Source organism: Nonomuraea sp. NPDC049637 (assembly GCF_040675235.1).
Lineage (GTDB): Bacteria > Actinomycetota > Actinomycetes > Streptosporangiales > Streptosporangiaceae > Nonomuraea.
Map to the genome: position 1 here is coordinate 12,453 of NZ_JBFAOM010000059.1, position 18,545 is coordinate 30,997.

Below are 18,545 nucleotides of genomic sequence, written 5' to 3' on the forward strand. Positions count from 1 at the left end.
GCCCTACTGGCCGGCCGCCCACTCCTGGTACGTGGTCCGGCCCAGCGCGGCGTCGTCGCCGGGCACCAGCGAACGCTCGGTCAGCTCGCTGCCGAAGTAGCGGGCGTGCTCGTCGGCGACCACCTCGCGCGGGTCGCCGAGGCCGGCCAGCGCGTCGCGGAAGAACTCGTCCATCCGGTACTGCTCGGGGCCGGCGACCTCGGTCCGGCCGTTCAGGGGCGCCCCGAGCGCGACCCGGGCGAGCGCCGCCGCGACGTCGTCGCCCGCGACGGGCCGGAACAGCACGGGCGCGATGCGCACCTCGCCGCCGGCGGCCGACTCGTCGGCGATGCTCCGCACGAACTCGAAGAACTGCGTCGCGTGCACCAGCGAGTACGGCAGGCCCGACTTCTCGATCAGCCGCTCCTGGGCGATCTTCGCGGCGAAGTAGCCGTTGTCGGGCATGCGTTCGGTGCCCACGACCGACAGCGCGACGTGGTGGCCGACGCCCGCCGCCGCCTCGGCGGCCAGCAGGTTGCGGGTGGAGGTCTCGAAGAACTCCAGCACCGCGCCGCGCTCGAACGACGGCGAGTTGGAGACGTCCACCACGACCTGCGCGCCCTCCAGAGCCTCGGCCAGCCCCTCCCCCGTGACGGTGTCGACGCCGGTCCTCGGGGACGCGGCGACCGCCTCGTGCCCCTGTCCGGCCAGCCTGCGCACGAGCTTCGACCCGATCAGGCCGGTCCCGCCGATCACGACCACCTTCATGACGACCTCCCTCTCATCGCCCGGGGCACCTCGTGTGCCGTCCGGTCGCCGGCTGATGTCATGTCCAGCCGGCGGCCCGGCGGCACCCGTCGTGACACCTCCATTACCCGGCGATGTCCTGTCATGTCCGTACGGCCGGGGGCGGCGGGAGGTGGCCCGCGCCCGCGGCTGCGGGGACGGCGGAGGGGCGGAGGGGCGGAAGGGCGGGCCGCGCCCGCGGCTGCGGTCAGTCGTGCGCGGGCGGCAGCGCCCCGGCGACCAGGGCCCGCAGGGCGGCCAGGGCCGCGCCGGCGTCGACGCGCTCGGGGGCGACCAGCCACTGCTGGTGGATGCCGATGCCGGCGCCGATCAGCGCGACGGCCAGCGGCTCCACCGGCAGGCCCGGCGGCAGCGGCAGGCGTTCGAGCCAGCGCCTGCAGTGGTCGCGCAGCGTGTCGTGGATCTCGACGTAGCGGTCGCGGATGGGCGAGCCGGGCTCCAGCGCCTCGACCAGAAGGGTGACGAACAGCTTGGTGGTCGGCAGGGCGAACATCGCGCCGACGCCCTGGTCGAACGGCCCGAAGTCCGGCTCGCCGGCGTCAGGGGCGTCGCCGGCGTCGGGGGCGGCGACGAGGCCACCACGTTCCACGACGTGGCCGCCCGGTCGGGCATCAGCCGCGGGTCCATCCCGTGGCACTTCGGCGGCAAGGAGGGCCTGCTGCTGGCCGTGCTCGAACGTTCGGTGGCCAGGGTGCGCGCCGCCCGGCCGCGCGAGATCGTCCGGCTGGCCGCCGCCTGAGGTCAGTAGCCCGAGGGGCGCACCAGCCCCGTCTCGTAGGCGAAGACCGCCGCCTGGGTGCGGTCGCGCAGCCCGAGCTTGACCAGGATCCGGCTCACGTGGGTCTTGACCGTCTGCTCGGCGATCACCAGGCGCTCGGCGATCTCGGCGTTCGACAGGCCCTGCGCGATCAGCGCCAGCACCTCGGTCTCGCGCTCGGTCAGGTCGCCCACGCGCTCCTTCAGCGGCGCCTGCGGCGCGCGGCTCACCCGGGTGAACTCGGCGATCAGGCGCTTGGTGACGTTCGGGGCCAGCAGCGCGTCGCCGGTCGCCACCACCCTCACCGCGTGGGCCAGCTCGGCCGCCGAGGCGTCCTTGAGCAGGAAGCCGGACGCCCCGGCGCGCAGCGCCTCGTAGACGTAGTCGTCGAGGTCGAACGTGGTCAGGACGAGCACCTTCGCCGACGCGTCCGGACGGGCGGCGATCCGGCGGGTGGCCTCGATGCCGCCGAGCTCGGGCATGCGCACGTCCATGAGGACGACGTCGGGGTCCAGCTCGGCGACCTTGTCCACGGCGTCGAGCCCGTTGACGGCCTGGCCCACCACCTCGATGCCGGGCTCGGCGTTGAGCAGCACGGTGAAGCCCTGGCGGACCATGACCTGGTCGTCGGCGATGAGCACGCGGATGCTCGTCATGAGGTGGCCTGCACGCCTTTCCGCGAGTCGACCGGCAGGAACACGCTGACCTCGTAGCCGCCGTCCGGCGTGGGCCCGGCGACGAGGTCGCCGCCCAGCATGGCGGCGCGCTCGCGCATGCCGAGCAGCCCGTGCCCGGCGCCGGGCGAGGGCCGCGCCGGCCTGGCCGGCGGCTCGTTGACGACCCGGATCGCCAGGGCGCCGGGCCGGTACGTCAGCCGGACCGCCACCGCCGCGCCGGGGGCGTGCCGCATGGCGTTGCTGAGCGCCTCCTGCACGATCCGGTACGCCGACAGCTCGACTCCCGGCGACAGCGGGCGCGCCTGCCCGGTGATCTCGGCCGTGAGCGTGACGCCCGCGCCGCGCACGTTGGCCAGCAGCTCCTCCAGCCGGTCGAGCGTGGGCTGCGGCGCGTCGGCCGGCTGGTCCTGCGCGCGCAGCACCCCGAGGACGCGGCGCAGCTCGGTCAGCGCCTCGACGGCGTTCTCCCGGATGCCGGCCAGGTTCTCCCTCAGCTCCTGCGGCGGGTCGTCCACCAGGTGCGGCGCGACCTGGGCCTGGATGGAGATCACCGACATGTGGTGGGCGACGACGTCGTGCAGCTCGCGGGCGATCCTGCTGCGCTCCTCCAGCAGCGTGCGGCGGGCCCGCTCCTCGGCCGTCAGCTCCTCCTGGGCCTCCAGCCGGGTACGGGTCGTCCTGAGCTGGCGCACCCCGGCCCCGACGGCGACCGCGACCGCGTCGGCCAGCATGGCGGTGGCGCCCAGCCCGCCCCCGTTGGCCTCCGGCATGAGCACCGCGATCGCCACCACGGTCAGCGTGGTGATCGCCAGTGCTTTGACGGCGACGCCGGGGCGTACCCGCAGCGCCAGCAGGAACAGCACCCCGGCCTGCAGGGCGACGCCCGAGCCCGTCCACGGGAAGGCGGACGGGTCGGCGGGCGGGAAGGGCAGCCGCTCGTACGTCTCGGGGTGCACCGTCCAGGGGAAGCTCAGCTGGTGCGACACGTACACCATTCCCGACCGCGCCCCGGCGACCACGAGGACGATCGTCGCCCAGAAGGCGGCCAGCGGGCGCCACATCGCCAGCACCATAGCCGCCGCCATGGCCATGGCCAGCAGCGGGACGGTCGGGTCGATGCCCTCCCCGCCCGGGTACAGGCCCATGACCAGCGCGTACAGGGCGACGGCGACGTGCGGGAGCCGGGACAGGGCGCGCGGGCCGCCCATGCGGGGCAGGGGGTCGGGGGCCATGGTCCACAGGTCCGCGCCCAGCCTGGCGAGGGCCCTGCGCAGCCTGCTCATCCGCCCTCGCCCACGTTCGTTGTGTCCTGGCTTGTGCCCTTGGTCCAGCTTACGGGTGAACCGGTCACGATCCGCGCGAGGTTCGCCAGCGCCGTGGATCCGGCCGCCAGGTAGTCGCTGTGGCCGCCGCGGCCCGCGTCGAACACCCGCGCCCCGAACCCGGGCGCGACCGGGTCCCCGCCCAGCCCCAGGGTGCCGGACGGCAGCTCGACGGACGCGTGCGGCAGCCGGCCGACCCAGTCCCCGGCCGTGCGCCCGGCCCACACCGGCGTCCGGGTGCGCAGCGCCGCGACGTCGGCCGCGCCCGCTCCCGGGCTGCCGAACAGGACGAGGGCGGCCACGTCCAGCCCCGGCGCGGCCCGGCCGCACACCGCCGAGCCGTAGGAGTGGCACAGCAGCGAGATGCGCGCGCCGGGACGGAGGGCGCGCAGCTCGTCCAGGAAGGCGCGCAGGGCGGGGGCGGCCCGGTCGGCGCGGCCGAGGGTCAGCGCCTGGAGGCTCACGCTGCTCGGGGTGGCGTACCCGAGCCAGGCGATCACGGCCGACCGGTCGCCCAGCGCGGCGCGCAGGCGCATCGAGCCGCCGCGCAGCAGGCCGTACTTGTCGAGGGTGATGCCCGCGCCCGGGACCAGCACGGCGATCCGGGCGGCGGTGGCCAGGTCGCCGAACACCTCCACGGCCCGGCCGGCGTCGCGGCCGTCGAAGGACAGGAACCGGCGGGCGGGATCGGCCATCTCGCGCAGCGCGGCGGCCCGGCGCCGGTGGCCGCGCCGGACGGCGTCGCGCTCGGCCGCCAGGATCGCCGCGCGACCGGCGGCGTACCGCCCGGCGAGCCCGGACGGCGGCGCCGCGGCGGGGACGGGCGCCGGCACCTCCCCCGACACGCACGCCGCCGGGCCCGCCACCGAGGCGGCGACGAGCGTGGCGAGCAGGAGGCGGCTGCCGCGGTTGCCCATGGGAACCCTTCCGACGGGGGGGGACGGTTCCCCCGACGCTACGGATCGCCCCCGGCCGCGCGCCTCCCGCTGCGGAGCTCACTTCCCGCGTAGCTCCCAGGTACTACGGGACGTACGTCCCGCCCTCCCCCAAGTCCTGCGGGCCGCACGTCAGCCCTCCCCGCGCAGGTGCAGACGGCGGCCCCGCCAGCGGGCGCGCAGCCAGCGGTCGTGGCTGGCCACCACGATCGCGCCGGGGCCGTCCGCGGCGATGGCGGCCTCCAGTTCGTCGGCCAGGCCCGGCGACAGGTGGTTGGTGGGCTCGTCCAGCAGCAGCACGTCGGGAGGGTCGGCGATCAGCAGCGCCAGCGCGAGACGGCGGCGCTGGCCGACCGACAGCTCCCCCACGCGCAGGTTCGCGTCGCGGGCGCGGATCAGGCCGAGTGAACGCAGCGGCACGGCCTCGGCGCGCTCCGGCCCGAGGGTCTGCTCGTAGGTCTCCCGCACCGTGCGGCCGGGGTGCTCGAACGTCGTGTCCTGGGGCAGCAGACCGACGGTCAGGCCCGGCCGCCGCCGTACCGGCCCGGCCGGCTCCAGGTCGCCGGACAGGACCGCGAGGAGGGTGGACTTGCCCGCGCCGTTCGGTCCCGTGACCAGCAGCCGGTCCCCCTCCAGCAGGTCGAGCCGGTCGAGCGCGAGCCGCCCCGCCACCCGGACGTCCCGCACCGACACCAACGGCCCCCCGCCCTGCCCCACCGCATCGCCCCGGTCCCCCTCCAGACCTTCGGGAGAAGGGAGGGCGACGTCGCCCCGGTCCCCCTGCGGACCTTCAGGGAGAGGGATGGCCGCGTCCTCACGGTCTCCCTCCGGGCCTGCGGGGGGAGGGAGGGGGGCGGTGAGGCGGGGGTGCAGGCGGAGCGGGGGCGGTGGGGCGGGGACCTGCTCGCGTTCCAGCTCGGCGAGCCGGCGGGCGGCGTCGCGCACCCGCCGGGAGATCTGCTGCTGCACCCGCCCGGCGCGGTGGCCGTAGCCCATCTTCTCGTTGTCGCGGCGCAGGCCGTCCTGCGCGACCCGCCGCGCGGTCACCGCGACGGCGCGGCGCAGCTCGTCCAGTTCCTCCTGCTCGGCCGCGTGCCGCCGCTCCCAGCGTTCGCGCTCGGCGCGCCTTCTGGTCAGGTACGCGCTGTAGCCGCCGCCGTACCGGACGGGGCCGTCCACGGCGGGGTCGAGGTCGAGCAGGTCCGTGCAGACCGCGTCGAGGAAGGCCCGGTCGTGGCTGGCCACGACGACCACGCCGGTCATGCCGCGCAGTTCCTCCTCGACGAAGACGGCGGCGGCGTCGTCGAGGTGGTTGGTGGGCTCGTCGAGCAGGAGCGCGGCGGGCCGTCTGATCAGCAGCGCGGCCAGGGCGAGCCGGCCGCGCTGCCCGCCGGACAACGTCCCGAGCGCCCGCGTCCCCGGCACGCCGCCCAGTCCCAGCCGGTCGAGGACGATCTCCGCCCGCCGGTCGGCGTCCCAGGACTCGTGCCGCTGCGCCTGATCGAGCCGGGCCCCGTACGCTTCGAGCAGCGCGGCGTCGTCCGGCGACCCGGCCAGCTCGCGGGTGAGCCGGTCGAGCTCGGCCAGGTCCATACGCGCCTCGCGCAGGGCGTCGTCGAGCACGTCGGCGAGCGTGTCGCCGGCCGCGAACGGCAGCTCCTGGTGCAGGAAGCCCAGGTCGGCGGGGCGGACGACGGTCCCGGAGTCGGGCTCGTCCACGCCGGCCAGCAGGCGCAGCAGCGTGGACTTGCCCACGCCGTTCTCGCCGATGAGCCCGATCCGGCGGCCGGGGGCGGCGGTGAGCGAGAGGCCGTCGAGCACGCGCCGCGTGCCCAGCGTCCGGACGAGATCGTGGGCCAGCAGCGCGTCACTGACGGGCGGGCAGGGGTTGGAGAGCATGTGAACCTCGGAGGAGGACGCGGGCGCGCCGAAGCCGCCCGGTGAAGGGGACAGGGTTTCGGGGAACGACGAAAAGGCCCACGTCGGCGGCGCTCACGCGCGCCCGCCGGGGCCGATCACCCTCCGGTGTCACCCGGAGATGTCGTCGTCACCTGCCATGTCCGGTCTCCTGGCCGTAGATCACAAACGTTCCCACCGTAGCCCATCCCCGGCGCGGAGGTTCCGGACGGAGGCCGAAGACGACCCGCCGCACACGCTGCTCCCCGTCCGCACCACCCGGCCAAAGGTGCACGCGCTGTTCTGCATCCGCGCCACCGGTCAGTGGCCCGCGGCTACGGCCTGAGGACGATCTTGCCGTGGGTGTGCCGCCGTTCCAGCTCGCCGAACGCGTCCCGGACCCGCTCCAGCGGATACACGCGGGCGATCGGCACCTCCAGCTCCCCCCGCGCGGCGAGCCGGGCCAGCTCCCCGACCACGACCGCGCAGGCGGCCGCCCCTTCCCCGTACGTCCGCGCGCCGACCCTGGCCGCGCCCGCCCAGTCGCAGATCGTGTCGATCCGCTCGGGCCGCACGCCCAGCTCTACCGCCAGGTCGACGTAGCCGTCCCCGTAGGTGTCGACGAACGCGTGCACCTTCCCGCCGGTCGCCGACCGGATCCGCGCGGCCACGCCCTCCCCGTACGCGACCGGCACGACGCCGTGCCCCCGCAACCAGGCGTGGTTGGCCTCGCTCGCCAGCCCGATCACCGTCGCGCCGCGCCGCCGCGCGAGCTGCACGGCGATGGACCCGACGCCGCCCGCCGCCCCGGACACCACCACCGTCTCCCCCGGCCCCGGATCGACCGCGAACACCGTGGCGTACGCCGTCGTGCCGGCCACGTTCAACGACCCGGCCACCTCCCAGGGCAGCCCCGCCGGCCGCAGGGTCAGCGCCACGTCGTCGGCCACGACGAACTCCGCGTGGCTCGCCCGGCGGTGGGTGAAGCCGAGCACCTCGTCGCCCACCGCGAACCCGCGCACCTCCGGACCTGCCGCCACCACCACGCCGGCCAGATCGCTGCCCTGCCCGGACGGGAACGTCGCCGGCCAGCGCCCGTGCCGCGCCCCCTGGCGGATCATCGTCTCGCCGGGCTGGATCCCGGCCGCCCGCACCTCGACCAGCACCTGACCGGGCCCCGGCCTCGGACGCTCGACCTCCTCCACCCGCAGGACGTCGATCCCGCCGTACTCGTGGAACCGCACAGCCTTCATCGCCTGATCACCCTCCTCGTCCGGACCGGCCCTTCGCGCGGCCGCAGCCCACCCTGCCGCTCCCGCGCCCGCGGCGGAACGGACCGCTCTTCCCAGGACCGTCGATCCCAGGAAGCGGCTTGACTTCAAGCACACTTGAAGCCGCAGGATCCCGCACATGACCAAGAACCAGACGACCGGCCGTACCGGCCAGGAGACCGACGCGCTCATCGCCCTGCTCGACCTCGCGGACCACCTGCCCGGGGCGGCCGCGCTGCGGGCGCGTTCCTACGAGTTGCTCGGCCTCGCCCCGCGGGCGGCGGTGGCCGACGTCGGCTGCGGATCCGGCCGCGCGGCGGCGGAGATGGCCGGGCTGGGCGCGCGGGCGATCGGCGTCGACCCCGACGAGCGGATGATCGGCGTGGCGGCCGGGCGGTGGCCGGCCGCCGAGTTCCGGGTGGCGGAGGCGTACGCGCTGCCGTTCGCCGACGGCGAGCTGCGCGGCTACCGGGCCGAGAAGGTGTACCACGTCCTGGACGACCCGGCCCGCGCCGTGGCCGAGGCGCGGCGCGTGCTCGCGCCCGGGGGGCGGATCGTACTGATCGGGCAGGACTGGGACACCATCGTCATCGACTCCGGCGACGCCGCGCTCACCCGCCGGATCGTGCACGCCCGCGCCGACCTCGTCAGGTCGCCCCGCGTCGTCCGCGGCACCCGCAACCTGCTGCTGGACGCCGGTTTCTCCGACGTCACCGTCGAGGTGCACACCAGCGTCATGACCGACGCGACGATGGTGCCCGTGCTGGCCGAGCTCGCGGGGAAGGCGCGTGCGGCCGGGACGGTCGGCGCGGCAGAGGCCGAGGGCTGGCTCGCCGAGCAGCGGGAACGGGGGCGGACGGGACGGCTGTTCCTCGCCCTGCCGCTGTTCGTGACCGCGGCCACGCGTTAGGCCCCCGGGGCCGGGCCGGGGTCAGGGCGGGGGCCGGGTCAGGGCGGGGGCCGGGTCAGCGGTGGGGGCCGGGTCAGCGGTGGGGCGGGGCGAAGGCGGCGAGCTCGCCGCTCTCGTGCCGTTCGAGCAGCGCCTCGGCGCCGTGCTCAAGGGCGCGGGCCGTCTCCGCCGCGCGCGGGAGCATGGTGCTCTCGTACGCGGCCACGGCCTCCGCCACCGTGGCGCAGCCGGCCAGCGCGAGGGCGAGCTCGCAGGCGTCCAGCATGGCCAGGTTGGCGCCGGCGCCGAGCGGCGGCATGAGGTGGGCGGCGTCGCCGAGCAGGGTCACGCTGGACGACCGCGCCCACACGTGCGGGACGGGCAGCGCGAACAGCGGGCGATCGACGTACGGCCCGTCGTTGCCGGTGATCATCCGGAGCAGGTCCGGCGACCAGCCGGAGAACGCGTCGAGCAGCCGGGCGCGGATCCCGGCGGTGTCGCCGGCGCTCAGGCCGCTCGCGGCGATCCACCCGGCGGGCAGGCGCTGGATGACGTAGACGCGGATGTGGTCGCCGCCGTTGCGCTGGGCGAACAGGGCGCGGTCGCCGTCGGCCGCGGTGGCGCCGCCCTGGCCGACGAGCGCGGCGAGGCCGGGGTGGGCGTTCTCGACGTCGTGGAACCACGCCTCCAGGAAGGTGACCCCCGTGTAGCGCGGCGCCGCGGACGAGACCGCGGGCCGCACCCGGGAGAACGCGCCGTCGGCCCCGATGACCAGGTCCGCCTCGATGGACGTGCCGTCGCGGAAGTGCACCCGGCGCGGGCCGCCGGCTGGCCCGGTGACCTGCTCGACGGCCGAGCCCCACCGGACGGTCCCGGGCTCCAACGAGCCGAGCAGCAGGTCGCGCAGCACACCGCGGTCGATCTCCGGCTTGTGGAGCTCGCCCTCGGCCGGGACATGGTGGTCGAGGAGCCGTCCGGACGGGTCGAGCAGCCGCATCTCCTGCCCTTCCGGGCGGGCCAGCCGGAGGAAGTCGTCGAGCAGGCCGGCTTCGCGCAGGGCGATCTGCCCGTCGTCGGCGTGCAGGTCGAGGGTGCCGCCCTGGTCGCGGGCGCGCGGATGGGCGTCGCGGTCGTGGACGGTCACGGGGATGCCGTGCCGTTGCAGGATGCGGGCGCAGGTGAGCCCGCCGGGGCCCGCTCCGACGACGTGGATGCGCGCGGTGGCGGGTGCGGGTGAGCGCATGGCTGGACCTCTCGTTCGTGATCAGGGGTGGGTACGGCGAGCGCCGCCGTTCCAGAGAAGCAGAACGAGTACAAAAGTGCAACCGGTCAACTAATTTACCTATGCCACCTTTTGGTAGGGTGGGCGGCATGGACACGCCACCCGTCGCCGGCCGCCGCGAACGCAAGAAGGCCGCCACCCGCCGAGCCATCGCCGACGCCGCCCTGCGCCTGTTCCTGGAGCACGGCTACGACCGGGTGAGCGTCAGGGACGTCGCCGAGGCGGCCGACGTGTCCACCACCACGCTGTTCAAGCACTTCCCGGGCAAGGAGGCGCTGGTCTTCGACGAGGAGGCCGACCGGGAGGCGGAGCTGGTCGCGGCGGTGCGCGGGCGTCCGGAGGGCCAGAGCGTCGTCGAGGCGCTGCGCGGGCACGTGCTGGCGTCCTGGCCGCAGGTCGCGGCCCATCCGCTGCGGGAAGGGTTCACCGAGCTGGTGGAGTCCACGCCGGCGCTGCTGGCGTACTACGAACGGATGTGGACCCGGCACGCCGCCGCCCTGGGCGCGGCCATCGCCGAGGACGCGGGCGTGGCCCCCGACGACGTCGCCTGCCACGCGCTCGCCCGGTTCGTCCTGGAGACGCCGGCGCTCACGCGGGGGCGGCAGGACCTTCGCGGGGCCGTCGAGCAGGTCTTCGACCTTCTCGCGCACGGCTGGCGCCCGCCGCGCTAGCCGGCGCCGGCCCGCGCCCTCAGACGGTCCGGGACGACCGCCCGCCGTCGATCCCCCACGACACGATCCTGACCGGGGTGATCACGATGACCTCCCGCGAGAAGTACGGCACCGGCGGCTCGTGGTCGGCCAGCGCCACCGCCGTGCCCCGGATCTCGATGCCGCGCACCACCCACGGGTCGACCGAGGCCAGGTCGTCCACGACGAGCGCGGCGGTGCTGCCCCGCTGGACGTTCCTGAACTTCTTGGAGGCGCCCATCGCGTGCCCGCCGATGGTGATCGTGCCCGTGGCCGCGTCCACGAAGAAGCCGACGGGGTTGTTCTGCACGTCTCCGGAGGGGGAGACGGTGGCCAGCCGGCCGAGGTGCTGTCCGGCCAGGTAGTCGAGCTCTGCCTGCGTGAAGATCATGCGGGGAAGTATGCAACCTTGACACCGGCGTCACCCCAAATCCACCCCTTTCCCGGCAGTTGGGGTCCCGGATGATGTGCCAGCATTCGGCCATGAGCGACGACGACCTGATCGAGTTACGCCGCGAGATCCACCGCCACCCCGAGCCGGCCGGCCAGGAACGGCGCACCGCGGCCCTGGTGGCGGCGGCGCTGCGGGAGACGGGCCTGGAGGTCCGGACCGGCGTCGGCGGCCACGGCGTGGTCGCGGTCCTGGACGCCGGCGACGGCCCCGCGATCGGCTACCGGGCCGACATGGACGCGGTCGCCGTGCCCGGCGGCGCCGGCCACCTGTGCGGGCACGACGTGCACACCGCGATCGGCGTGGGCGTCGCGCGCGCCCTGGCCCGCGAGCGAAGCCCGGGGCGGACGGTCTTCTTCTTCCAGCCCGCCGAGGAGACCTGCGAGGGCGCCCGCGCTATGATCGGCGACGGGGCCATGGACCCGGTCCCGCCGCGCGAGGTGTACGCCCTGCACTGCGCGCCCCTGCCCACGGGCACGTTCGCGGTGGCCCCGGGCTTCGGGCACCCCGGCCAGGACGTCTTCCGCATCGAGGGCCTGTCGCCGGAGGAGGCGCGGCGCTTCGAGGCGCTGGTCGAGGGCCTGTCGACGGTGACGCCGCCGGCCACCCCGCAGGAGATGGCACAACTGGCGGCCGACCTGCAGATCCCGGACGGCCCCCTGGCGACCTTCGTGTACGCCCAGGCCCACCGCGAGCCGGACGCCGTGCAGGGGTGGGTCCGGGCCTGGCCGGACAGCCGGTACGCCGGCATCCGCTCGTTGCTGCGCGCCGAGGCCGGGTCACGCGTGCGGTTCGTCGGCCGTCATCCGTCGTCGGTCAACTCGCCGGAGCAGGCTCTAGCCGGCGCCCGTCATCTGGACGCCCTGCTGCTGCACGCGTCCTATCCGTTCAACGGGGAGGATTTCGGGCTGTTCCTGGAGCGGGCGCCGGGGGCGATGTTCTTCTTCGGCGTGGGCGAGCGGGGCGCGCCGCACGACCCGGACTTCGTGGCGGACGAGCGCGCGATCGCTGTCGGCGTCGAGGCGATGGCCGGGTTCCTGCGCGCCCGGAGCGAGGCACTCTGACGTTCCCCGGCCCGTCCGTCGGGCGCGCGCCGGGCCGGGGACGGCCGGGTCAGCGGCGGGACAGCCGCAGCGGGAAGGTGCCGGGGCCGACGCCGCCGAGCGTGGTGGTGTAGGCCGCCAGGTACCGGTCCAGGTACGGCGAGCGGTCCCCCTGGGTGGGCACGTCGTGCCGCGTGGACAGCAGGTCCAGGCTCAGCCGCGCGCCGGATACCTTGATCGTGTTGCCCGAGGGCACGTCCAGCCAGCCGTTGGACTCGATGGTGCCGATCTGCACGCCCAGCCGGTGGCCCGGTTCGAAGGTCCAGTCGGCCGACTTCAGGTCGAACGCGATCGGGCCGCGGCGCTCCAGCAGAGCCACGTTCTCGTCGAACATCGTCGCCCTGCCGTCGGGGGCGACGTCCCACAGGCGGACCATGACGTTGCCGGTCGTGCTCGCGTCGAGCCTGATCCGCGGCGTGCCGGTGAGCCTGAGCCGCTCGGCGGCGGGCGTGGACCAGGTCCAGAAGCTGCCCGAAGCGGCCGCGCTCTGCCTGGCCGAGCTCTTCTCGGCGGTGGAGAGCGGTTCGAGCGGCGGCGCGTGCTCCATGTCCCAGCGGCCGGAGGGGGCCGTGGTCGCCGTCGCCGCGGCGCCGCCGCCGTCGTCGAGGTACGCGCCGGCCGACAGCCGGGCCTCGTACGACGTCGTGACCACCGGCCAGGCCGGCTGGGCGCGCCAGGCGCCGAGGCTGTCCTCGATCGCGTACGCCGGGTCGTCCACCGAGGGGCGCACGCCGCGCAGGTACTGGTCGTAGAACCGCATCACCTCGTCGAACCAGCCGGCCCGTCCCTGCAGCAGCCGGCCCTGGGCGTCGGTGTCGTTGCCGCGCACGTGCTCCCACTGGCCGAGCCAGCCGCGTTCGCGCCCGCGGTGGTTGTCCAGGTAGACCTCCATGTCCTCGGGCTTGGTGTTGGGCTCGATGAAGCCCTGGGTGACCAGCAGCGGCGTGCTGGTGCCGGCCGCCCGGTCGGCCAGGTTGCGGGCCCGCCAGTACGCCGAGCGCAGGTCGGGATTGTTGTTGTTGGTGATGTTGTCGGTCAGGCAGGCGGGGTGGGCGGTCTCGTACTGGGCGTTCGCCTTGTACCGGTCGCTGTCGCCGGCCATCGGCGGCATCGTCGCGATCGAGTTGTACGCCTCCGGCGTGCCCGTGACGTTGGGCCGCGGGACCTTGTTGCTGAACAGGTAGTTGTACATGTTCCAGACCGGCTCCTGGGCGACGACCGCCTTCAGGCTCGGCAGCCTGAGGTTGTTGCCGACCAGGCCGGTGACCGCGTCGTACGACTTGCCGTACATGCCGACCTTGCCGGTGGACCAGGGCTGGGCCGCCGACCACTCGACGGCGGCCCGCACGTCGGCCTGCTCGCCCGGCCCGACCCAGTCGAGGCAGCCGGTGCTGCCGCCGAAGCCGCGCAGGTCGACCATCACGAAGGTGTAGCCGCGGGCCATCAGCCCGGCGCCGTCCACGAAGTCCCGGAAGCGCGCCGAGGGCCCGACCTGGTCCCATCCCTCCGGGCCGGTCTGCCCGGCGTGGGCGAAGTAGGGGCCGACCGAGACGATGACCGGCGTCCGCGCGCCGGCCGGCAGGTGCGCCGGGCGGAGCACGTCGGCGTGCAGCTCGACGCCGCTGCCGTCGGAGGAGGGGAAGTACGCCTCCGTCCACGCGGCGCCCGCGGGGACCCGGGGGTTGTCCTCGTGCGTCACCCCCGGCGCCGAGGCCGAGGCGGGCGGGCCGCCCGCGGCGAGGGTGGTGATCGTGACCAGGACGCCGGCCGCCACAGCGGCCGTCGCCTTCCCGCGGATGTTCATCGACTCTCCCCGTGCATGCCGGCGGCGTCCGAACGAGCGTGCATCACTCATATGCCAGCGGGCACGCCGAGGCAAGCCCCGCCACATCCGTCCGGGTGGTCAGCGGGGGAAGCGGCGGGTCAGGCGCATGCGGATGTCGTGCTCGGCCCACAACACGAAACGTTCGACGGGCGTCACCGGATGGTCCTCGACCGGCTCGAAGGCGAACCGCCTGAGCAGCACGGCGAGCACCAGCTCGGCCTCCACCATGGCCAGGCTCGCGCCCTCGCAGCCGCGCGGCCCGAGGCCGAAGGGGAGGTAGGCGTAGCGGTGGCGGGCGGCCTGCTCCTCGGGAGTGAAGCGGTCGGGCCGGAAGGCGTGCGGGTCCGGCCAGTGGCGGGGGTCGAGGTGCACGGCCCAGAAGGGGTAGAAGATCGTGGTGCCCGCCGGGACGTGGTGGCCGTCCAGGGTGAGGTCCTCGGTGGTCTGGCGGGCGCCGTACGGGCCGGGCGGGTAGAGCCGCATCGACTCCTTGAGCGCCATCTCCAGGTACGGCAGGCGGCGCAGGTCGGCGTAGCCGGGGGCGGCGCGGTCGCCCAGCACGTCGTCCAGCTCGGCGGCCACCCGCGCGGCGGGGCCGGGGTTGCGCGCGAGCAGGTGCAGGGTCCAGGAGACGGCCACGCCGGTGGTGTGGTGGGCGGCGAGCATGATCATGAGCACGGTGTCCCTGATCCGGGCGGGCGACATGTCGGCCCGTGCCAGGGCGGTGACCAGCTCGCTGCCGCCGCGGGCCAGCACCCCGTCCACGACCTCGCGCAGGTACGCCAGCGCCCGGTCGGCGCGGGCGAGGTCGTCGTCGCGCTCGGGCCGGCGGCCGAGGTGGACGGTCAGCACGGTCTCGAACGCGTTCACCACCCGCGCCGGGTCGGCGAGGCCGCCGCCCAGGGCGTACCGAGCGATCATGCGCAGGGACAGCTCGCTCAGGTCCTGCTGGAGCGCCACCGGGCCGTCGGCGGCGGCGCGCTCCCAGCGGTCGGCCAGCTCGGTGGCCAGGGTGACGAAGCCGGCGAAGTGCGCCTCGTGCGAGCGGCGGCCGGCGAGCACCGACAGCAGGACCCGGCGGAAGGGGCCGTGCTCGTCGGCGGGGAGCGTCTGCAGGTTGCCGGCCTCGCACAGGGGGGCCAGGAACGCGAAGAGCTCGTCGGGGCGTTCGTCGATGGCAGCCGTGGCCTCCAGCAGCACGGGGTCGGCCACCGAGATCGCGACCGGCGCGCCGGGGAGCTGGAAGCGCACCAGCGGGCCGTACCGCTCGTGCAGCCGCAGCTGGTAGGTGTGCAGGCCGCCGGCGGCCGCGACGGCGCTCAGCCCGCCGTCCGCCGCGGGAGGAGGGCCGGGGATGTCACGCATCCGGCCACGGTCTCGCGTGCGCGCCTGCCCGGCAAGTGCCGCGCGTCGCCGAGCTCCTCGAGGACGTCGCGCAGTCCCCGGACCGGCCGCGGTCACCTTTCTCCCGTCCGACGCGTCGGCAGAATGAGGACGCCACTTTGAGAGGAAATATCGACATGAGTCCCCATGACCTGCTGGCCGACCGGTTCGAGGGGCATCGTCCCCATCTGTAGGCGGTCGCCTACCGCATGCTCGGCTCGCTGACCGAGGCCGAGGACGCGGTCCAGGAGGCGTGGCTGCGGCTGGCGCGTTCGGACGCGGGTGACATCGCCAACCTGGGCGCCTGGCTGACCACCGTGGTGAGCCGGGTCTGCCTGGACGTCCTGCGCGCCCGCAAGGCCCTGCGGGAGGAGCCGCTGGCGGCGCGGCTGCCTGACCCGGTGGTCGGACGGGCCGAGGCCGCCGACCCGGCCGCGGGCCCCGAGCAGGAGGTGCTGCTGGCCGACTCGGTGGGCCTGGCGCTGCTGGTCGTGCTGGAGTCGTTGTCGCCGGCCGAGCGGCTGGCGTTCGTGCTGCACGACATGTTCGGGATGCCGTTCGAGCAGATCGCGCCCATCGTGGAGCGCACGCCGGTGGCGGCCGGCTCACCGGCGGCATGAAGGTCGTCCGAGGCGCGGCGAAGGTGGCCGGGCAGGCCGCGGCCTTCCGCCGCTCGCCCATCGGCGCGGTCCCCCGACCGGCTGGCCGCGCTCGACCTCACGCCGCTGGAGCACTGATCGCCGGGCGGTGATTGACGAAGGTCGTCGCGTGCTGCACGATCGGTCGCGCGGGGTCGTCCGCCGGCCGCCGCCTACGAAGGGTTGCCTGATGACGCTCGCCTCCCGGCTCGGCCACGCCCCCGACGACCGGCTGCTCATCGTCAACGCCGACGACTACGGCATGAGCCGGTCGGCCAACCTCGGCATCACCGCCCTCCTGCGGGCCGGGGCGATCAGCTCGGCCACGGTGATGACGCCCTGCCCGTGGGCGCCGCAGGCCGCCGCCGAGGCCGCGGGCTTCGACGTCGGGGTGCACCTGACGCTGACCAGCGAGTGGGAGGGGTACCGCTGGGGTCCGGTCACCCGCGACAGGCCCGTCCCCACGCTGGTGGACGAGACCGGCTACTTCTTCCGCGACTGCGCATCCTTCGAACGGTCCGCCGACCCCGACGAGGTCCGCGCCGAGATCGTCAACCAGATCCGCAGGGCCGTCGCGCTCGGCCTGGACCCCTCGCACGCCGACAACCACATGGGCAGCCTGTACGGCCTGGCCACCGGCCGCCACTTCCTGGACGTCGTGCTGCCGGTGTGCGCGGAGTTCGGCCTGCCGTTCCGCCTGCCCCGCTCGCTGGCCGGCACCGGCGCGCCGGAGGAGCTGGAGCCGGTGGCGCGGGCCCTGGCCGAGATGGCCGACGAGGCCGGGGTGGTCATCCTCGACCACCTGTGGTCGCTGCCCTTCCAGCAGGCCGACGGCGAGGACTACGACTCGCTCAAGAAGGACATGATCGGGCTGCTGCGCTCGCTGCGGCCGGGCGTGACGGAGATCTACATCCATCCCTTCGAGGACACCGACGAGCTGCGCGCCATCATGCCGGGCGCGGCCAAGCGCGGCTGGGAGCTGGCCCTGTTCACCGACCCCGACGTCCGGGAGGTTCTGGACGCCGAGGACGTCAAGCTGATCGGCTGGCTCGACCTGCGGGCCGCGCAGCGCGGCGAACGCCCGTGACCGCGGGCCGCTACCCGGGAACGGTGGGCACCAGGTAGCGGCGTTTGCGGTCGGTGAGGTCGAGGAGCCGGCCGCCGTTGGCCTCGATGACCCGCCGGGAGGCGGTGTTCGTGCGGTCGCACATGACCAGGGCGGGATCGACGCCCAGCCGCCGGGCGATCGGCAGCGCCGCGGCCAGCATCGCCGTGGCGTGGCCCTGCCGGCGGGCGCTCGGGCGCACGTCGTAGCCGATGTGGCCGCCGAGCCGCTCCAGCTCCGGGGTGAGCCGGTGGCGGACGGCCAGCCGGCCGAGGAACCGGTCGCCGTCGGCCCACCACAGCGTGGTCATCGGCACGAACCCCGCGCGCACGCCCGCCTGGGTGCGTTCGGCCAGCAGCCGCCGGACGTAGGCCGCGAAGGCCGCCGGATCGGTCAGCGCCGCGGGATCGGCGTCCTGGACGAACCACGGGAGCGGGAAGTCACGGTCGGCCCGGAACTCGGCCACCGCCTCCAGGAACGACGTGCGCAACCCGGGCGTGGGGTCGACGAGGGCCAGCATGCCGACCATCATGCCCGACGGCCGGTCAGGACGGGCGGGGTGTCGGCGCGGTGGCGCGGTCGAAGAGTTCGGCGAGCTCGTCGGCGCAGTGGTCGGGGTCGAGGCCGCCGGCGACCCGGTCGGCCACCGCGTCGATGCCGGCGCGCAGGGACGTGGCCATCAGGACGCTGTCGAACGTCCGGAACGCGCCGCTGCGCTGGCCGTCCTCGAACAGGGCGACCAGCCTGGCGATGGCGGCGTCCCGCTCGCCGCCGCCCACGGGCGCGCGGTTGAACGCGATCTGCTGGACCGCGCGCACGTGGGCCGGATGGGCGGCGATGAAGGCGATGTTCGCCCTGATGAACGCCTCCAGCTGGGCCCGCGCCCCGGACGCGGCCTCGATCGCCGGCCGCATGAAGGCGGCCGCGTCGGAGACGACCTGCCGGACGACGGCCTCGAAGAGCTGCTCCTTGGTGGAGAAGTGGTAGGAGATCAGCCTCTTGCTGCTGAGCCCGGCATGGTGGCAGATGGCCTCGAACGTGGTCTCCGGGTATCCCCGCTCGGCGAGCACGGCGATCGCGGCCGAGGCGATCTGGGCCTTGCGGGCCTCGGTGGCCGCCTGACGGGTTCCGGAGCTCTCCATGTCAGCCCAGCTTGCCACGCTTCGGGAACGCCGCACGCACGGCCCGGCGGTTGATGACGACCGCGACGGCGGCGACCAGGACGCCGACCACGGCCTGCTCGGCCTTCATCCACAGCGGGTAGCCGCTGTCCGGCGCGAGGAGGATGAGCACGACGCCGATGGGCGCGGCGACGGAGACGAAGCGGATGCGCACGTAGGCGGCCCGTCTGCCGCGGGCGGCCTGCCCGGCGAGGGAGACGAGCCAGGCGGAGGCGGCGGCCACGGCGGCGGCGCGCAGCCACACCACCCAGTTGCCGCCGACGACGGCGGCCACGCCGAGCGTGGCGATCGACAGCAGCAGCACGGCGGCGAAGAGGATCCGGACGAGCCGCCAGACCTGATTGTTATCCATGAG

The 18,545-nt window shown here is 75.0% G+C and carries 19 protein-coding genes and 1 pseudogene; 6 read left to right on the forward strand and 14 right to left on the reverse strand.

The window, feature by feature from the left end; all coding sequences use genetic code 11:
• Nucleotides 1-3: 3 nt before the first annotated feature.
• Complete coding sequence (locus AB0J71_RS44230) at nucleotides 4-747, reverse strand: SDR family oxidoreductase (protein ID WP_352326406.1); 744 nt, start codon at nucleotides 745-747, stop codon at nucleotides 4-6.
• 226 nt (nucleotides 748-973) lie between these two features.
• The gene (locus AB0J71_RS44235) at nucleotides 974-1,375 is read right to left on the reverse strand and encodes a hypothetical protein (protein ID WP_364420186.1); all 402 of its coding nucleotides are present in this window, start codon (nucleotides 1,373-1,375) and stop codon (nucleotides 974-976) included.
• Between the two features lie 3 nt (nucleotides 1,376-1,378).
• On the opposite strand from AB0J71_RS44235, the gene AB0J71_RS44240 reads away from it, so the two are divergent.
• Nucleotides 1,379-1,525, forward strand: a complete 147-nt coding sequence (locus AB0J71_RS44240) for a TetR family transcriptional regulator (RefSeq protein WP_352326410.1) — start codon at nucleotides 1,379-1,381, stop codon at nucleotides 1,523-1,525.
• A 2-nt stretch (nucleotides 1,526-1,527) separates the two neighbouring features.
• Here AB0J71_RS44240 and AB0J71_RS44245 read toward each other — a convergent pair whose 3' ends face one another.
• From AB0J71_RS44245 to AB0J71_RS44265, 5 genes are all read right to left on the reverse strand, one after another.
• Nucleotides 1,528-2,199 (reverse strand): response regulator transcription factor, encoded by a 672-nt coding sequence (locus tag AB0J71_RS44245; RefSeq protein ID WP_364420188.1) that lies wholly within the window; start codon nucleotides 2,197-2,199, stop codon nucleotides 1,528-1,530.
• Nucleotides 2,196-3,503, reverse strand: a complete 1,308-nt coding sequence (locus AB0J71_RS44250; RefSeq protein ID WP_364420190.1) for a sensor histidine kinase — start codon at nucleotides 3,501-3,503, stop codon at nucleotides 2,196-2,198. Before AB0J71_RS44250 ends, AB0J71_RS44245 begins: the two co-directional genes overlap by 4 nt.
• Nucleotides 3,500-4,459 carry an alpha/beta hydrolase gene (locus AB0J71_RS44255; protein WP_364420192.1) on the reverse strand — a complete coding sequence of 320 codons (960 nt, stop codon included), beginning with the start codon at nucleotides 4,457-4,459 and terminating at the stop codon, nucleotides 3,500-3,502. Before AB0J71_RS44255 ends, AB0J71_RS44250 begins: the two co-directional genes overlap by 4 nt.
• A gap of 150 nt (nucleotides 4,460-4,609) precedes the next feature.
• The gene (locus tag AB0J71_RS44260; RefSeq protein ID WP_364420194.1) at nucleotides 4,610-6,376 is read right to left on the reverse strand and encodes an ABC-F family ATP-binding cassette domain-containing protein; all 1,767 of its coding nucleotides are present in this window, start codon (nucleotides 6,374-6,376) and stop codon (nucleotides 4,610-4,612) included.
• 332 nt (nucleotides 6,377-6,708) lie between these two features.
• Nucleotides 6,709-7,626, reverse strand: a complete 918-nt coding sequence (locus AB0J71_RS44265; protein WP_364420196.1) for an NADP-dependent oxidoreductase — start codon at nucleotides 7,624-7,626, stop codon at nucleotides 6,709-6,711.
• A 157-nt stretch (nucleotides 7,627-7,783) separates the two neighbouring features.
• On the opposite strand from AB0J71_RS44265, the gene AB0J71_RS44270 reads away from it, so the two are divergent.
• Entirely contained in the window at nucleotides 7,784-8,554 is a 771-nt protein-coding gene (locus AB0J71_RS44270) for a methyltransferase domain-containing protein (RefSeq protein WP_352326417.1), read from the forward strand.
• Nucleotides 8,555-8,627: 73 nt separating this feature from the next.
• On the opposite strand, the gene AB0J71_RS44275 is transcribed toward AB0J71_RS44270, so the two are convergent.
• Entirely contained in the window at nucleotides 8,628-9,776 is a 1,149-nt protein-coding gene (locus AB0J71_RS44275; protein ID WP_364420198.1) for an NAD(P)/FAD-dependent oxidoreductase, read from the reverse strand.
• Nucleotides 9,777-9,904: 128 nt separating this feature from the next.
• Between AB0J71_RS44275 and AB0J71_RS44280 the strand changes: the two genes are divergently transcribed.
• Nucleotides 9,905-10,486: a helix-turn-helix domain-containing protein gene (locus tag AB0J71_RS44280; protein WP_352326420.1), complete on the forward strand. Its 582-nt coding sequence runs from the start codon at nucleotides 9,905-9,907 to the stop codon at nucleotides 10,484-10,486.
• Nucleotides 10,487-10,505: 19 nt separating this feature from the next.
• Here the strand turns inward: AB0J71_RS44280 and AB0J71_RS44285 are convergent, their stop codons facing one another.
• Nucleotides 10,506-10,895, reverse strand: coding sequence for a PPOX class F420-dependent oxidoreductase (locus AB0J71_RS44285; protein WP_352326421.1), 390 nt, complete (start codon nucleotides 10,893-10,895; stop codon nucleotides 10,506-10,508).
• Nucleotides 10,896-10,987: 92 nt separating this feature from the next.
• Here AB0J71_RS44285 and AB0J71_RS44290 point away from each other — a divergent pair, with 92 nt between their 5' ends.
• Nucleotides 10,988-12,019, forward strand: a complete 1,032-nt coding sequence (locus AB0J71_RS44290; protein ID WP_364420200.1) for a M20/M25/M40 family metallo-hydrolase — start codon at nucleotides 10,988-10,990, stop codon at nucleotides 12,017-12,019.
• 49 nt (nucleotides 12,020-12,068) lie between these two features.
• Here AB0J71_RS44290 and AB0J71_RS44295 read toward each other — a convergent pair whose 3' ends face one another.
• Nucleotides 12,069-13,862, reverse strand: coding sequence for a CocE/NonD family hydrolase (locus AB0J71_RS44295; protein WP_352326424.1), 1,794 nt, complete (start codon nucleotides 13,860-13,862; stop codon nucleotides 12,069-12,071).
• A 99-nt stretch (nucleotides 13,863-13,961) separates the two neighbouring features.
• Complete coding sequence (locus AB0J71_RS44300; RefSeq protein WP_352326426.1) at nucleotides 13,962-15,248, reverse strand: cytochrome P450; 1,287 nt, start codon at nucleotides 15,246-15,248, stop codon at nucleotides 13,962-13,964.
• 155 nt (nucleotides 15,249-15,403) lie between these two features.
• Here AB0J71_RS44300 and AB0J71_RS44305 point away from each other — a divergent pair.
• Nucleotides 15,404-15,868: pseudogene (locus AB0J71_RS44305) on the forward strand (sigma-70 family RNA polymerase sigma factor); the annotation flags it as partial.
• Nucleotides 15,869-16,094: 226 nt separating this feature from the next.
• A complete protein-coding gene (locus AB0J71_RS44310; protein WP_352330759.1) occupies nucleotides 16,095-16,991 on the forward strand; it encodes a polysaccharide deacetylase family protein in 897 nt (298 codons plus the stop codon).
• A gap of 10 nt (nucleotides 16,992-17,001) precedes the next feature.
• Here the strand turns inward: AB0J71_RS44310 and AB0J71_RS44315 are convergent, their stop codons facing one another.
• From AB0J71_RS44315 to AB0J71_RS44325, 3 genes are read right to left on the reverse strand one after another with little or no spacing between them, the layout of a single operon-like run.
• Nucleotides 17,002-17,529 carry a GNAT family N-acetyltransferase gene (locus AB0J71_RS44315; RefSeq protein ID WP_352330757.1) on the reverse strand — a complete coding sequence of 176 codons (528 nt, stop codon included), beginning with the start codon at nucleotides 17,527-17,529 and terminating at the stop codon, nucleotides 17,002-17,004.
• Nucleotides 17,530-17,554: 25 nt separating this feature from the next.
• A complete protein-coding gene (locus AB0J71_RS44320) occupies nucleotides 17,555-18,151 on the reverse strand; it encodes a TetR/AcrR family transcriptional regulator (RefSeq protein ID WP_352330756.1) in 597 nt (198 codons plus the stop codon).
• 1 nt (nucleotide 18,152) lies between these two features.
• Nucleotides 18,153-18,542, reverse strand: a complete 390-nt coding sequence (locus AB0J71_RS44325; RefSeq protein WP_364420202.1) for a hypothetical protein — start codon at nucleotides 18,540-18,542, stop codon at nucleotides 18,153-18,155.
• Nucleotides 18,543-18,545: the final 3 nt, after the last annotated feature.